Annotated in this window: 15 protein-coding genes and 2 pseudogenes; 7 read left to right on the top strand and 10 right to left on the bottom strand. The window is 69.3% G+C overall.

The features are described from left to right. The first annotated feature begins 66 nt into the window (after positions 1–66). From urtC to urtE, 3 genes are read left to right on the top strand one after another with little or no spacing between them, the layout of a single operon-like run. A complete protein-coding gene (urtC, locus tag AC3EGR_RS11010; protein WP_488546763.1) occupies positions 67–1,155 on the top strand; it encodes an urea ABC transporter permease subunit UrtC in 1,089 nt (362 codons plus the stop codon). Continuing rightward, positions 1,152–2,027, top strand: a complete 876-nt coding sequence (gene urtD / locus AC3EGR_RS11005) for an urea ABC transporter ATP-binding protein UrtD (RefSeq protein ID WP_488546523.1) — start codon at positions 1,152–1,154, stop codon at positions 2,025–2,027. The genes urtC and urtD overlap by 4 nt, the downstream gene beginning before the upstream one ends. A gap of 42 nt (positions 2,028–2,069) precedes the next feature. Then, on the top strand, positions 2,070–2,762 hold the full coding sequence (gene urtE, locus AC3EGR_RS11000; protein ID WP_488546522.1) for an urea ABC transporter ATP-binding subunit UrtE: 693 nt from the start codon (positions 2,070–2,072) through the stop codon (positions 2,760–2,762). Between the two features lie 213 nt (positions 2,763–2,975). On the opposite strand, the gene AC3EGR_RS10995 is transcribed toward urtE, so the two are convergent. The 6 genes from AC3EGR_RS10995 to AC3EGR_RS10970 all read right to left on the bottom strand — a co-directional run bounded on the left by AC3EGR_RS10995 (position 2,976) and on the right by AC3EGR_RS10970 (position 7,417). After that, on the bottom strand, positions 2,976–3,236 hold the full coding sequence (locus AC3EGR_RS10995) for a hypothetical protein (RefSeq protein WP_488546521.1): 261 nt from the start codon (positions 3,234–3,236) through the stop codon (positions 2,976–2,978). Positions 3,237–3,313: 77 nt separating this feature from the next. Beyond that, the gene (locus tag AC3EGR_RS10990; protein WP_488546520.1) at positions 3,314–3,805 is read right to left on the bottom strand and encodes a hypothetical protein; all 492 of its coding nucleotides are present in this window, start codon (positions 3,803–3,805) and stop codon (positions 3,314–3,316) included. 149 nt (positions 3,806–3,954) lie between these two features. Beyond that, entirely contained in the window at positions 3,955–4,785 is an 831-nt protein-coding gene (locus AC3EGR_RS10985; protein WP_488546519.1) for an urease accessory protein UreD, read from the bottom strand. A 9-nt stretch (positions 4,786–4,794) separates the two neighbouring features. Next, on the bottom strand, positions 4,795–5,562 hold the full coding sequence (locus AC3EGR_RS10980) for an ABC transporter permease (protein WP_488546518.1): 768 nt from the start codon (positions 5,560–5,562) through the stop codon (positions 4,795–4,797). Next, positions 5,559–6,386, bottom strand: a complete 828-nt coding sequence (locus tag AC3EGR_RS10975) for an ABC transporter ATP-binding protein (RefSeq protein WP_488546517.1) — start codon at positions 6,384–6,386, stop codon at positions 5,559–5,561. The genes AC3EGR_RS10980 and AC3EGR_RS10975 overlap by 4 nt, the downstream gene beginning before the upstream one ends. Then, complete coding sequence (locus tag AC3EGR_RS10970; protein WP_488546516.1) at positions 6,383–7,417, bottom strand: ABC transporter substrate-binding protein; 1,035 nt, start codon at positions 7,415–7,417, stop codon at positions 6,383–6,385. Before AC3EGR_RS10970 ends, AC3EGR_RS10975 begins: the two co-directional genes overlap by 4 nt. Before the next feature lie 328 nt (positions 7,418–7,745). Between AC3EGR_RS10970 and AC3EGR_RS10965 the strand changes: the two genes are divergently transcribed. After that, a complete protein-coding gene (locus AC3EGR_RS10965) occupies positions 7,746–8,012 on the top strand; it encodes a GlsB/YeaQ/YmgE family stress response membrane protein (RefSeq protein WP_488546515.1) in 267 nt (88 codons plus the stop codon). Between the two features lie 139 nt (positions 8,013–8,151). Here AC3EGR_RS10965 and AC3EGR_RS10960 read toward each other — a convergent pair whose 3' ends face one another. Next, positions 8,152–10,446, bottom strand: coding sequence for an NADP-dependent malic enzyme (locus AC3EGR_RS10960; RefSeq protein ID WP_488546514.1), 2,295 nt, complete (start codon positions 10,444–10,446; stop codon positions 8,152–8,154). A gap of 161 nt (positions 10,447–10,607) precedes the next feature. On the opposite strand from AC3EGR_RS10960, the gene AC3EGR_RS10955 reads away from it, so the two are divergent. Further along, on the top strand, positions 10,608–11,417 hold the full coding sequence (locus tag AC3EGR_RS10955; protein ID WP_488546513.1) for a response regulator transcription factor: 810 nt from the start codon (positions 10,608–10,610) through the stop codon (positions 11,415–11,417). A gap of 123 nt (positions 11,418–11,540) precedes the next feature. Continuing rightward, positions 11,541–11,879 carry a DUF2917 domain-containing protein gene (locus AC3EGR_RS10950; RefSeq protein WP_488546512.1) on the top strand — a complete coding sequence of 113 codons (339 nt, stop codon included), beginning with the start codon at positions 11,541–11,543 and terminating at the stop codon, positions 11,877–11,879. Here AC3EGR_RS10950 and AC3EGR_RS10945 read toward each other — a convergent pair whose 3' ends face one another. Together AC3EGR_RS10945 and AC3EGR_RS10940 are read right to left on the bottom strand one after the other, a co-directional pair. Further along, positions 11,880–12,842: a 2-hydroxyacid dehydrogenase gene (locus AC3EGR_RS10945; RefSeq protein WP_488546511.1), complete on the bottom strand. Its 963-nt coding sequence runs from the start codon at positions 12,840–12,842 to the stop codon at positions 11,880–11,882. A 7-nt stretch (positions 12,843–12,849) separates the two neighbouring features. Then, complete coding sequence (locus tag AC3EGR_RS10940) at positions 12,850–13,821, bottom strand: Bug family tripartite tricarboxylate transporter substrate binding protein (protein WP_488546510.1); 972 nt, start codon at positions 13,819–13,821, stop codon at positions 12,850–12,852. A gap of 89 nt (positions 13,822–13,910) precedes the next feature. Here AC3EGR_RS10940 and AC3EGR_RS10935 point away from each other — a divergent pair. Further along, positions 13,911–14,216 (top strand): annotated as a pseudogene (locus AC3EGR_RS10935) (LysR family transcriptional regulator); the annotation flags it as partial. On the opposite strand, the pseudogene AC3EGR_RS10930 reads toward AC3EGR_RS10935, so the two are convergent. Further along, positions 14,201–14,326 (bottom strand): annotated as a pseudogene (locus AC3EGR_RS10930) (IS481 family transposase); the annotation flags it as partial. The pseudogenes AC3EGR_RS10935 and AC3EGR_RS10930 sit on opposite strands and share 16 nt — an antisense overlap.

The raw sequence follows: 14,326 nt of genomic DNA, 5'->3' as shown, positions 1-14,326 counted from the left end.
ACGGGCGCTGCGTCCGGGAGCGCCCCCACCCCGACCCTCCCCCAGGGGGGGAGGGAGGGAAAAGATATCTTGCCCAAGCGTTCCCCGCTGCTCACCAGGACCGGCTGGACCGCCTTCCTGGTCGCCCTGATCGCCGTCTGCGCTCTCGCCCCGGCGCTGAACCTGCTCGTTCCCGCCTCCAGCGCCTTCCACATGAGCGACTACGCCGTGGCGCTCGTCGGCAAGATCATGTGCTACGCCATCTGCGCGCTGGCCATGGACCTGATCTGGGGCTACACGGGCATCCTGTCCCTCGGCCACGGGCTGTTCTTCGCGCTCGGGGGCTACGCGATGGGCATGTACCTGATGCGCCAGATCGGCCGCGACGGCAACTACCACAGCGACCTGCCGGACTTCATGGTGTTCCTGGACTGGAAGGCGCTGCCCTGGCACTGGGCGCTGTCGGACAGCTTCCTCGCCACCTGCCTGCTGGTGGCGGCGGCGCCGGGGCTGGTCGCCTTCGTGTTCGGCTACTTCGCGTTCCGCTCGCGCATCAAGGGCGTGTACTTCTCCATCATCACGCAGGCGATGACCTTCGCCGCCATGCTGCTGTTCTTCCGCAACGAGACCGGCTTCGGCGGCAACAACGGCTTCACCGACTTCAAGCGCATCGTGGGCATCGCCATCGCCACGCCGCAGATGCGCATGACGCTGTTCGTGCTCACGGGGCTCACGCTGCTGGGCTTCTTCCTGTTCGCGCGCTGGCTGGTGCGCAGCAAGTTCGGGCGGGTGTTGCAGGCGATCCGCGACGCCGAGACGCGCGTCATGTTCTCCGGCTACGACCCCATCGCCTACAAGCTGGCGATCTGGACCCTGAGCGCCGTGATGTGCGGCGTGGCTGGCGCCCTCTACGTGCCGCAGGTGGGCATCATCAACCCGGGCGAGATGAGCGCGGCCAACTCCATCGAGATCGCGATCTGGGCGGCGGTCGGCGGCCGCGGCACGCTGGTGGGGCCCATCCTCGGCGCCTTCATCGTCAACGGCGCCAAGAGCTGGCTGACCGTGGCGGCGCCCGAGTTCTGGCTGTATTTCCTCGGCGGCCTGTTCATCGCGGTGACCCTGTTCCTGCCGGACGGCGTGGTCGGCCTGCTGAAGAAACGCAGGAAGTCCGCATGACGCCCGACCTGATGGAAGAGGGGGCGCGGCGCGCTTCCGCCTACGCGCAGCTCGCGGCCAGGGGCAGGACGGAGTCCGGCGGGCGCCACGCTGCGTCCGGCCGCCCCGTGGTGCCGGGAGAGGTGGACGTCGCGCACGGCCGCATCCTGTACCTGGACGACGTCACCGTCAGCTTCGACGGCTTCCGCGCGATCAACAAGCTCTCGCTGGACATCGCACCGGGCGAGCTGCGCTGCATCATCGGCCCCAATGGCGCCGGCAAGACCACGATGATGGACATCATCACGGGCAAGACCCGGCCGGATGCCGGCACCGTGTTCTTCGGCAGCACCATCGACCTGCTGCGCTACAAGGAGGCGGAGATCGCCCAGATGGGCATAGGGCGCAAGTTCCAGAAGCCCACGGTCTTCGAGCAGCTCACGGTCTACGAGAACCTGGAGCTTGCGCTCAAGACCGACAAGGGCGTGCAGGCGTCCCTGTTCTTCCGCCCCGACTCGGCCGACAGCGACCGCCTCGCCGGGATGCTGCGCACGATCCATCTCGCGGATGCCGCCAACCGCCTCGCCGGCACCCTGAGCCACGGCCAGAAGCAGTGGCTGGAGATCGGCATGCTGCTGATGCAGGACCCCAGGCTGCTGCTGCTCGACGAACCCGTGGCCGGCATGACCGACGAGGAAACCGAGCGCACCGCCGAACTGTTCCTCACCCTCAAGGGCCAGCACTCGCTGATGGTGGTGGAGCACGACATGTCCTTCATCAAGGCGATCTCGGAAAAGGTGACCGTGCTGCACGAAGGTGCCGTGCTCGCCGAAGGCACGCTGGAGCAGGTGCAAGGGGATGAACGGGTGATCGAGGTGTACCTTGGACGATGAAAGGCAAGCAACCCGGCGCGCAAGTCGCTCGTTGCGTCCGACATGCTGAGCATCAGGAACATCAACCAGTACTACGGCGGATCGCACATCCTGCGCGACGTGAGCCTGGAGGCGAAGGCCGGGCAGGTCACGGTGATCCTGGGGCGCAACGGGGTGGGCAAGACCACCTTGCTCAAGGCGCTGATGGGGCTCGTTCCCATCAAGACCGGCAGCATCGACTTCGACGGCAAGGCCCTGCAGGGCCGCACGCCTTACGAGCGCGCGCGCGCCGGGATCGGCTTCGTGCCGCAGGGCCGCGAGATCTTCGCGCGCCTGACGGTGGAGGAGAACCTGCGCATGGGGCTGGCCACCCGGGCCGGCGGCACGCCCGTGCCGGCGGAACTGTTCGAGCTCTTTCCGGTGCTGCGGCAGATGCTGCACCGGCGCGGCGGGGACCTCTCGGGTGGCCAGCAGCAGCAGCTCGCCATTGCCCGCGCGCTGGCGGCCGGGCCCAGGCTGCTGGTGCTGGACGAGCCGACCGAGGGCATCCAGCCCAGCATCATCAAGGACATAGGCCGCGTGATCCGCATGCTGGCCGATCGCGGCGACATGGCGATCGTGCTGGTGGAGCAGTACTACGACTTCGCCCGCGAGCTGGCGGACAGCTATGCGGTGATGGAGCGCGGCGAGGTGATCGCGCGCGGGCAGGGCAAGGACATGGAAGCGCACGGCGTGCGGCAGCTCGTCGCGATCTGAGCCCGCTGCCCTGTAAATCCGGCCTCTTCCTACCCGGGCTTTCTCTCCCGCCCCGTTTTCCGCAGGGGCCGTGGTGCTTAAGGTGGACCCAGTACCACCTTCAAGGAGACCACCATGCCCGTCATTCTCTGGCTTCTCGGCGTACCGCTGATCGTCATCCTGCTGCTGATGTTCCTGCACATCCTCTGAAGCCCGCGCACGCAGCGCGCCCGATCAGGTCCGGCGGGGTGACTCGCTCGCGTCCCGGTCGGGTTTGCGCTTGACCTCCTCCAGGTCCTCGAGGTTCCTGCCGGCGGTCTCGCCGGCATTGCCGGCCTCCGGCGCCGGCATCGCATCGGGCGATTGCTCCACCTCGCCCCGGTTCGCATAAGGCTGGCGGCCCTTGCCCTCGTCCCAGCTCACCTCGTTGCGGTAACCATGCAACGCGCCTCCATCGCCGGCGGCCTCGCCCGGACCCTTCTTGCTGTCGTTCATCGTGTGCTCCAGAAACGGCTGACCCGCCCAGCTTATGCGGCCGGGCGGGCCAGGATGGTAGGACGGGGTCGCGGTGCTTAGCGCGACGGCACCAGGACCACGGGGCCGGCGTCGGTCTGCGGCTCCACGGTGATGGAGTTCTGGCCCGCAGGCAGGACCACGGTTTCCACTTCGCGGATCAGGCCGCCACCGGCGACGCTGCCGTCGACGCTGCCCATGCCCATCACGCGGGCCTGGCAGGCGGCGCGGTCTTCGCCGGCGGGATGCACGTCGCAGCGCGCGACGGCGTGCTGGTCGTTGGCGCCATAGGTTTCCAGCCGGCCGCGGCTCTTCTCGGCGGCGGCGTTGCGGGCTTCCTTCATGCAGGTCTCGCGATCCTGCTGCGTCTTGCCGCTCATGCAGGATTGCATTTCGGAGCGGAAGCTGCCGGAGGAATCGATGGAGGAACCGCCGGGGAAGCTGGCGTCCGTCCCTGCCGTCGCGACCTGGGCGGTGGCGGCACCGACCGCGAGCAGCGCGGCGGCAGCATAGGACAGCATGCTCGTGAGCGATCGGTCCGTCTTTTTCATGGGAGAACTCCTTGGGTTCGTCAGATGCACCCAGTGTGGGCGACGGACCGTCCGGGCGCTGCCGGAGAGGGGCGTCGGCGGCGGGCCGCAGCGCGCCCATGGTCGGGTAGGACGGAGCCTTGCAGCCGAGGCGGCGCGCGCGACGGGGGCTAGATCGTCCAGCCGCGCGGCTCGTCCGGCGGCAACTGCCAGAGCAGCGGCCGCCAGGCCCGCCGCACCGCCTTGAGCAGCTGCATGGCGGGTTCCACCAAGGGGGCCAGCACGCGCACGACCACCACGCGTGGGCCCGGCGCCGTGGCGCCCGCACTGCCGGCGAGGCCATGCGGCTCGATCACGGCGCGCGCCGCATCCAGCAGGGCTTCGCGCTGCGCCCGCGCGATCTCGCTGCCGCTGGCGAAGAAGAGGCTGGCCAGGCAACGATGGCCGGCCAGACCCAGCGGCCCGTCCAGCAGCCGCGCGTCGTCCGCCGCGATGCGGCCACGCTCCAGCCATGCACCGGCAAGCTCCAGGTGCTGCAGCACGCTCCCGCGCACGAAGGGCTGCCCCGCTTGCGGCAGGCCCAGCGCGGCGACGTCCCATCCCAGCAACTCCGCACCCGGGGCGAGTTCCATCCGCAGGCGGTTGTCGGCGCGGCAGCCGCTGTAGTACAGCGCTTCGAGCGGCAGCCATTCCAGCCGGGCGCCGCTTTCGACGCGCACCTGCACGTCCTGCGCCGCGAGCGCGCCCTCGCTGCGGTAGAAGCGCGATGCGCCGGGCGTGGTCACGAGGCCGTGGCTTCCTTCTGCCGCCCGCACGGCGATCGCCAGCGTGTCGCCACCCACCAGGCCGCCCGGAGGGTGCACCAGCACGTTGTGGCACACGCCCGCGCCTTCGGGCCACAGGCTTTGCAGGATGCGCAGGGGCCCGTCGTGCGCGAAGCGCGCGACGCTGCGCCCGCCTTCGCGCGTGTAATCGAGCTGCAGGCTCGCATGCCAGGTCATCGGGCCACCTTACTGCGCCTGCGAACCCCGGTGCGCCCAGCCCGTGGTGTGCTTCTCGATCGCGCTGAACAGCTCGTACATGGCCATCGCCATGATGCTGATCACCACCAGGCCGGCGAAGGCGAGCGGCATGCGCTGCTGGCTGCCCGCGGTCTGGATCAGGTTGCCGATGCCGCTGTCGCCGGCCGTCATCTCCGCCAGCACGGTGCCGACGAAGGCCAGCGTGATCGCGATCTTGAGCGAGCCGTAGAAGTAGGGCATGGCGCGCGGCAGGCCGACCTTCACCAGCACGTCCCAGCGGCGGGCGCCCAGCACGCGCAGCACGTCCTCCAGCTCCGGCTCCAGGGTCGCCAGGCCGGTGGCGATGTTGACCATGATGGGGAAGAAGGAGATCAGGAAGGCCGTCACGATGCCGGGCCCCAGGCCGATGCCGAACCACACCACGAGGATGGGCACGATGGCCGCCTTGGGCACCGCGTTGAAGCCCACCATGACCGGGTACAGCGCTGCGTACGCCAGGCGCGAGGAGCCGATCAGGAAACCGAGCAGCACGCCCACGACGATGGCGATCGCGAAGCCCACCATGGTCACCCAGAACGTGCTCCAGGACGCGGCCAGCAGCGGGCCCTTGAACTCCGCCATCTGCTGCGCGATCTGCCACGGGCTGGGAAAGAGGAACTCGGGGATGCCGAAGGCCGACACCACGACCTGCCAGAGGACCAGCAGCGCCAGCACCAGCAGCAGCGGCGCCCAGCGCTCGAAGTGCGCGTGCTTCATGGCGCCGCCTCCGCCTTCTGCCCGCGCATGGCGCCGATGTGGCCGCGCAGTTCGTGGACGATGTCGCTGAACTCCTTGGTGTAGGTCAGCTCCAGCTCGCGCGGCCGCGGCAGTTCGATGTCGCGCCTGACGATGAAGCGGCCGGGGCTCTTGCTCATGACGTAGACCGTGTCCGCGAGGAACACCGATTCGCGCAGGTCGTGCGTCACCAGCACCACGTTGAAGCGCTGCTCGGTCCACAGGTCGCGCAGGATGCACCACAGCTCCTCGCGCGTGAAGGCATCGAGCGCGCCGAACGGCTCGTCGAGCAGCAGCATCTTGGGTTCGTGGACCAGCGCGCGGCAGATGCTCGCGCGCTGCTGCATGCCGCCCGAGAGCTGCCAGGGAAACTTGTCCTCGTAGCCGGCGAGCCCCACCTTGGCCAGCAAGGCGCGGGCGCGCGCCTCGTACTCGGGGCGCTTTTTCTTGAACTGGCTGCGGTACGGCTCGACGATCTCCAGCGGCAGCAGCACGTTGTCCACCGTGGTGCGCCACGGCAGCAGCGAAGGCGCCTGGAACGCCATGCCCGAGATCTTCAGCGGCCCGGTGACCGGCTGGCTGTCGATGAGGATGCGCCCGCGCGACGGCGGCCGCAGCCCCGTCGCGAGCTTCATGAACGTGGACTTGCCGCAGCCCGAAGGGCCGACGATGGCGATGAACTCGCCCTGGCGCACCTGCAGGTCGATCGCCTCCACCGCGAACTGCCCCGCGCGCAGCAGTTCGTCGTTGTAGGCGAGCCAGACCGCCCGGAAATCGATGAAGGCGCTGTCGGTCCCGGCGCTCACTTCTTCGCCGCGGGCAGCACGTTGAGGTCCGCCTTGGCGGGCAGGAAGGCGCCGTTCCACACGGCGTCGGCGTTGACCCGGGTCTTGGTGTTGAAGGCGTCCGAGACCTGCGAGGCCATGAGCGACAGGCGCGAGGGATTGACCGTGCCGAAGCCTTCGGCGCGCGCGTCGGGGCTGGCGATCACGTCGTTGATCGCCATCTTCAGCCGGCGCGTCTCCAGCTTGGTGTCGATGATGCCGTCGCGCTGCTTGATGAACTCCACCGCGGCGTCGGGATTGGCCATGACCTCCTTCGCGCCCCTGGAGAATGCGGTGAGGAAGGCCTTGATCGCGTTCGGGTTCTCGCGGATCAGCTTGGGCGAGGCGATGATCACGTTGCCATAGAGCTTCACGCCGTGCTGCGCATAGGGCAGCGTGACGATGTCCTCCGGCTTGACGCCGCGCGCCTCGAGGTTCAGCAGCGAGGTGAAGGAAAAGCCGGTGATCGCGTCGATGTCCCCGCGGGCCAGCATGGTCTCGCGCAGCGGCGGGTCCATGGACACCCAGGTGACGTTCGGGACGTTGTTCGCCTTCTGGAAGATCGGGAAGCCGCGCCGGCCGGCATCGAACACCGGTGCGCCCAGCTTCTTGCCATTGAGGTCCGCGGGCGACTTGATCCCGGATTTCTTGAGCGCCATCACCGCGGCCGGCGTGTTGTTGTAGACCATCATGACGGCCACCGGCTTGTTCGGCGCGTCGGGGTTGTTGGCGTGGAACTCCATCAGGGCCGCCATGTCGGCGAAGCCCATGTCGTAGGTGCCGCTGGCCACGCGCTGCACGGCGGCGCCGGAGCCGGTGCCCGCGTCGACCTGCACGTCCAGGCCGGCGGCCTTGAAATAGCCCTTCGCCACCGGTTGCAGGAACAGCGCCGCCGGACCTTCGAAGCGCCAGTCCAGCAGGAACTTGATCGGCGTGGCGGTCTGCGCCTGGGCGGGGAAGCTGGCGGCGAGCGCCAGGGCGGCAACGGTGTGGAGGAAGGCCCTCTTGTGCATACGAACTCCGGGTTTCTCGGGAAGACGAAGGCTGCAAAAGCAAGAACGGTGCCGCCGAGCTGGGGCGGTGCCCGGCCGTATTTTGCGCGCCACGGGGCAGGGCGTTTGAGCGGACTAACCCGTGAATAAGGCTGGGCCAGTAGGGGTTGTCCGACGCGCCCACGCGCCGGGACCGCACCGATTCGCTTTACGCGTGACTACGCCCGCGCTTGGACGGGCCGCCCATAGTGAGCAGCACCCGCCCCGGATGGGGCAGGTGGGAGGTGACCCGGACCGGGTTGCGGCCCGACCTTCAACAACTCGCCGTTCGCGGCTTTAGGAGTGCACTATGGGTTTTCTGATTTGGTTGATCATTGGCGGTATCGTGGGCTGGCTCGCGAGCTTGGTGATGCGCACTGATGGCCAGCAGGGCATCCTGCTGAACGTCGTGGTGGGTATCGTCGGCGCGTTCCTGGGTGGCTGGCTGATTTCCCCTCTGGTGGGCGTCGGCACCATCAACCAGGGCATCAGCATCGGCTCCGTGGTCGTGTCGCTCGTTGGCGCCATCATCCTGCTGGCCATCGTGAACCTGTTCCGCCGCGGCCGCGTCCGCTAAGCGGTAGCCAAAAAAATCGAATCCGCGGGTCTGCCGCCCGCACGACTGGAGCGCCTCTGGCGCTCCTTTTCTTTTGGCGGAGCGCAGAGCGCGGCTGCGCGTGGACGCGCCAGGGCCGGCCGGCGCCCGCCAAGCCCTGCTACTCCACGCGCACCCCCGCCGCGGCGACCAGGGCCGTCATGTTCACCACGCGCCGCACCGTCGCCGACGGCGTGAGGACATGCACCGGCGCTTTCGCGCCCAGCAGCATCGGCCCCACCGTCACGCCCGACCCACCCGTCATCTTCAGCACGTTGAACAGGATGTTGGCCGAGTCGAGGTTGGGGCAGATCAGCAGGTTGGCTTCGCCGGCGAGCGTGCTGTCCATCAGGCTGTCGCGGCGCACCTTTTCCGACAGCGCGGCATCCCCCTGCAGCTCCCCGTCGCTCTCGATGTCGGGGCACATGCGGGCGAACAGCTCGCGCGCCTGGCGCATCTTGCCGGCCGAACCGCGGCGCGATGATCCGTAGTTGCTGTGCGAGAGGAAGGCCACCTTGGGCGGCAGGCCGAAGCTGCGCACCTGGGCGGCGGCCATGCGCGCGATGCAGGCCAGCAGTTCCGCGCTGGGGTCCTCGTTGACGTAGGTGTCGGCGATGAACAGCGTGCGGTTCGGCAGCATCAGCGCGTTCAGCGCCGCGAAGCCTTCGCCCGGGCGGGCGCCGATCACGTCGCGCACGTGCTCCAGGTGGTGCTCGAAGCGTCCGACCAGGCCGCACAACATCGCGTCCGCGTCCCCGAGATGCACGGCCAGCGCCCCGATCAGCGTGTTGGAGCGGCGCACCGCCGCCTTCGCGGCCTCCGGCGTGATGCCGTTGCGGCCCATCATGCGGTGGTAGGTTTCCCAGTACTGGCGAAAGCGCGCATCGCTCTCGGGATTGACGCACTCCACGTCCTGGCCCAGCTTCATGCGCAAGCCGGCCTTGGCGATGCGCGCCTCGATCACCGGCGGCCGGCCGATGAGGATGGGCTGCGCCAGCTTCTCGTCCAGCGCGAGCTGCGCGGCGCGCAGCACCCGGTCGTCCTCTCCCTCGGCGTATGCCACGCGCTTCGCGTTCGAATTGCGGGCGGCGACGAACACCGGCCGCATGATCATGCCCGTCTGGTAGACGAAGCGCGTGAGGTTCTGGCGGTAGCCGTCGAAGTCGGTGATCGGCCGCGAGGCGACGCCCGATTCCGCCGCCGCCCGCGCGACCGCCGGGGCGATGCGCAGGATCAGGCGCGAGTCGAAGGGCGTGGGGATGATGTAGTCCGGCCCGAAGGACAGCTCCTTGCCCGCATAGGCGTTGGCCACCTCCTCGCTGATGTCCGCCTTGGCCAGATCCGCGATTTCCCGCACGCAGGCGAGCTTCATCGCCTCGGTGATCTTGGCGGCGCCGCAGTCCAGCGCGCCGCGGAAGATGTAGGGGAAGCACAGGACGTTGTTCACCTGGTTCGGATAGTCGGAGCGTCCCGTGGCGATGATGCAGTCCGGCCGCGCCTGCTTGGCGGTCTCGGGCCGGATCTCCGGCTCGGGATTGGCGAGCGCCAGGATGATCGGCTGCGCCGCCATCGTCTTGACCATCTCCGCGGTCAGCACGCCGGCGGTGGAGCAGCCCAGGAACACGTCGGCGTTCCGGACGACGTCGGCGAGCGTGCGTGCCGAGGTGTCCTGCGCGTACTTCGCCTTGGACGGGTCCAGTCCGCCCGCGCGGCCCTGGTAGACCACGCCCTTGGAGTCCACGACGTAGATGTTGCGCGGGTTGATGCCCAGTCCGACCATGAGGTCGAGGCAGGCGATCGCCGCCGCGCCCGCGCCCGAGGACACGAGCTTGACCTCGGCGATCTTCTTGCCCACCAGCTCCAGCCCATTGAGCAGCGCCGCGCCCGAGATGATCGCGGTGCCGTGCTGGTCGTCGTGGAACACGGGGATGTTCAGGCGCTCGCGCAGCTTGCGCTCGATGTAGAAGCACTCGGGCGCCTTGATGTCTTCCAGGTTGATGCCGCCCAGCGTGGGCTCCAGCGCGGCGATGATGTCGACCAGCTTGTCCGGGTCGCGTTCGGCCAGCTCGATGTCGAACACGTCGATGCCGGCGAACTTCTTGAACAGGCAGGCCTTGCCTTCCATCACCGGCTTGCCGGCCAGCGGGCCGATGTCGCCCAGGCCCAGCACCGCCGTGCCGTTGGTGATCACGCCGACGAGGTTGCCGCGCGACGTGTACTCGGCGGCCAGCGACGGGTCGGCCTGGATGTCCAGGCAGGGGTAGGCCACGCCCGGCGAATACGCGAGCGACAGGTCGCGCTGGTTCGACAGGGGCTTGGTCGGGGTGACCGAGATCTTGCCCTTGCCGGGCGTGCGGTGGTATTCGCGGGCGGCATCGCGCAGCGCGAGCTCGGCCTGGGAAGAGGGCTCCTTCATGGCGGTTCTCCTGTCGTTCTCCGGGATGCCGCCACGCTACGCCGATCGTGCGCGGCAAGGATGCGGGCAACTACGCGGTGCCAGCTCGTGCGCAGGGAATTGGCTGCAGCCCGGCTGGGCGTTTTGCGTTAAGGTCGCGCTAGTTTCCAAGCGATGCGGCCATGTTGTTTCCAGAAGAGATCCACGCCCTTTCTCCCCTCGGCGAGGCCGAGCTGCGCGGCGGCGCCACGCGCCTGACGGCCGCGCAGATCAACGTGCTCGTGCGCATCGACGGCACCCTCGACGTCGCCCAGCTCACGCGCGGCATGGACGCCGCGCAGCGCGCGGCCTTCACCAGCACGCTGAAGGACCTGCGCGACCTGCGGCTGGTGCAGCGCCTGGAGGTGGATCCTTTCACGGCGCAGTGGAACGCCGATGTCAAGCAGCTCTCGCGCGCGGCCGGCAAGGAAGAGGCGGACGCGAGCCTCGCCTCGCTGCAACGCGCCGGCTTCTTCGTCGAGATCGCGCGCCAGCGCGGCGCGCCGCCCCAGCGCCAGCCCGGCGAAGCGCTGCAGGTCGTGGTGGTCGAGGACGACCCGCAGCTAGCCAGCTTCACCGCGACGCTGCTGTCCCTGTCCGGCTTCGCCGTGCGCCAGGCGGGCACGCGCGAGCAGGTGGTCCACGAGATCCGCCGCCCGCCGCGCCCCGACCTCATCCTGCTCGACGTGGTGCTGCCCGATGCGGACGGCTTCGACATCCTCATGCGCGTGCGCCAGCATCCGGTGCTCAAGGAAGTGCCGGTGATCATGCTCACCGGCAAGGCCACGCGCGAGGCCGTGCTCAAGGGCATCGCCGCCGGCGCCGACGGCTACATCACCAAGCCCTTCGAGCCGCACGCGCTGCTGCGCGCCGTCCGGGCGGTGCTGGGCCTGCCTGAACAGGGCGCCGGAGACACCTGGAGCAAGTCCGGGGAGCGCGGCAAGCCCGGCTGATCCTGCGCACGGCTGAGGAGGCTGCCCCTACCCGCGGCGGCGTCCGTCTCCGACGGCTCCTGCCGGACCGTCCCGGCCAGCCATTGCACTGCCCTGCAGCACCATGGCTGCAAGGAGTGACCAATGAACAAAGAGGACTCACTGCAGTTCGTCAACGAACGGCTGCGCCACAACCACCCGCTCATGCGCGAACTCCGGCTGCGGCCGGCGCCGCGCGTGACCCGCCGCTTCGCCATCGAGATCGACAAGGGCGAAGCCCACGTGTTCGACACCGTGGACGACACCTTCGCGCTGCGCTGCCACTCGGGCAGCGTCTGGATCACGCACGACAGCGACCCGCGGGACGTGATCCTGGTGCCCGGCGAGACCTACCGGGCCGACCGCACGGACGCCTTGCACCTGTTCGCACTGGCCCCGTCCGTCCTCGAGATCGAATTCGAGGACGAGGTGACGCAGCACTGATCAGGGCGCGGGTGCGCGGCTGGGCATCTCGCGGCCCGCGAAGAAGGCGTCCAGGTTGTCCAGCACGCGCTGCGCCATCGCCTGCCGCGTCTGCACGGTCGAACTGGAGATGTGCGGGGCCAGCACCACGTTGTCCAGGGCGAAGAGCTCCTGCGGCACCTGCGGCTCGTTCTCGTACACGTCCAGGCCGGCGCCGGCGATGCGCTTTTCCAGCAGCGCGCGCACCAGGGCGGCCTCGTCGACGACGGTGCCGCGCGCCACGTTCACCAGGTAACCCTCGGGCCCCAGTGCGTCGAGCACGCGCGCGTCGATCAGGTGGCGGGTCTGTGCTCCGCCCGCGGTGATCACCACCAGGAAGTCGGCCCAGCGCGCGAGTTCCAGCAGCTGCGGCTCGTAGCTCCAGGCCACGCCTTCCACCGGGCGGCGGCTGTGGTAGCGCACGTCCATGTCGAAGCCGCCGGCGCGCCTGGCGATCGTGCGGCCGATGCGCCCCAGCCCCACGATGCCGAGCTTCGCGCCGCTCACCTGGCGTCCGAGCGGGAAGGGCGTGGGCGGCTTGCGCGCCCATTGGCCGGCGCGCACGAAGCGGTCCGCTTCCGGAATCCGGCGTCCGGTGGCGAGCACCAGCGCGAACGCCATGTCGGCTACGCAGTCGTTGAGCACGTCGGGCGTGTAGCCCACGGGGATGCCGCGCTGCGCCGCCAGCGGCAGGTCCAACTGGTCCAGCCCGACGCCGAAGCTGGAGATCACCCGCAGCCTGGGCAGGGAGGAGAGCAGCGCGCTGCTTGCGCCACCCTGCGCGGAGGTGACCACGCCGTCGAATTCGCCGCCGCGCTGGGCGAGGAAGGCCTCGCGCTCGGGGCCGGCGGGCGGCAACTTGTGGACGCTGTAGCGTTCGGCGAGCCCGCGTTCGAGCACGGGCAGCAGGGGGAGGACTTGCAGGAGGACGGGCCGCTGTGGCATGGGGACTTCAGTTCACGGTGATCTTGCGCTCGCGGATGATCTGGGCGTAGCGCTTGCGGTCATTGTCGATCAGCGCAGCGAACTGCGCCGGCGTGGTGGCGTTGGGCACGGCCCCGAGCTGCACCAGCTTGTCCTTCACGTCCTCGCGCGCCACCACCTCGCGCACGTCGGCGGAGATCTTGTCCACCAGTTCGCGCGGCGTGCCGGCCGGCGCCAGCAGGCCGATCCAGGAGATGCTGTTGAAGCCCGGCACGGCCGCTTCGGCCAGTGTGGGCACGTCGGGCAGGGCGGGCACGCGCTTGTCGCTGGTGACGGCCAGCGCGCGCAGCTTGCCCGCCTTGATCTGGCCGCTGGCCTCCAGCACGGTCATGAAGGACAGCTGCACGTGGCCGGCGAGCAGGTCGGCGATCGCCGGGCCGCCGCCGCGGTAAGGCACGTGCAGGATGAAGCTGCCGGTCGCGTCCTTGAACATCTCCGCCGCCAGGTGCGGCCCGCCGCCGGCGCCGGAGCTGCTGTAGGTCAGCTTGCCCGGCTGCGCCCTGGCCAGCGCGATGAACTCCTTGACGCTTTTCGCCGGCACGTTCGGGTTGACCATCATCGCCAGCGGCAGGTCCGCGACCAGCGCCACCGGCGCGAAGGCCTTGTCCGGGTCGTAGGGCATCCTGCCGTACAGCGAAGGATTGATCGCCTGCGTGCCGATGTTGCCCATGAGCAGGGTGTAGCCGTCGGGCCTGGCCTTGGCGACGACGTCGGCGCCGATCTGGCCGGCCGCACCGCCCTTGTTGTCGATGAGGACCGGCTTGCCCCATTTGCGCGAGAGCTGCTCGGCGACGATGCGCGCGCCCGTGTCGGTGCCGCCGCCCGGGGGGAAGGGCACGACGACGGTCACGGGGCGGGCCGGCCAGCCGGCGGCCGCGCCTTGGGCCAACGCCCCGGTGGCAGCGAGCGCCAGCACCAGCGCGGAAGCGATCCTGTTCATGGCTTGTCTCCTGTTCGGGCCGAGTGTAGGCAGGCGATCGATCCGCGTCCAAGCCAGATCGTGGATCGATCGATGCAGAATGTGGATGGATGCTCGACCTGTTCCAGCTTCGCTGCTTCGTGGCCGTCGCCGAGGAACTGCACTTCGGCCGCGCGGCGGCGCGCCTGCACATGACGCAGCCGCCCTTGTCGCGGCAGATCCAGCTGCTGGAGCACGCGGTGAAGGTGCGCCTGCTGGAGCGCACCAGCCGCAGCGTGCGCCTGACCGCCGCCGGCGCCGTGCTGTACCGCGATGCCGCGGCCATCCTGCGGCTGGCCCGGGATGCGGCCGACGCGGCGGAGCGCACCGGCAAGGGGCTGGCCGGACGCGTGGTGGTGGGCTACATGTGGAGTGTCAAGAGGTTCTTTCGAGGAATCGAAAGACGAGACACGGGAGGCATCAGGCTGATGCCGTGGTGGGGCCGGTGCCAGTTGTAGAAGTGAGTCCAGGCGGGCAAGGCCTGGCG

The organism is Ramlibacter sp. G4-7 (assembly GCF_057784995.1).
Note: the sequence above shows the minus strand (reverse complement) of the source record. Positions and strands in the feature narration are given on the sequence as shown.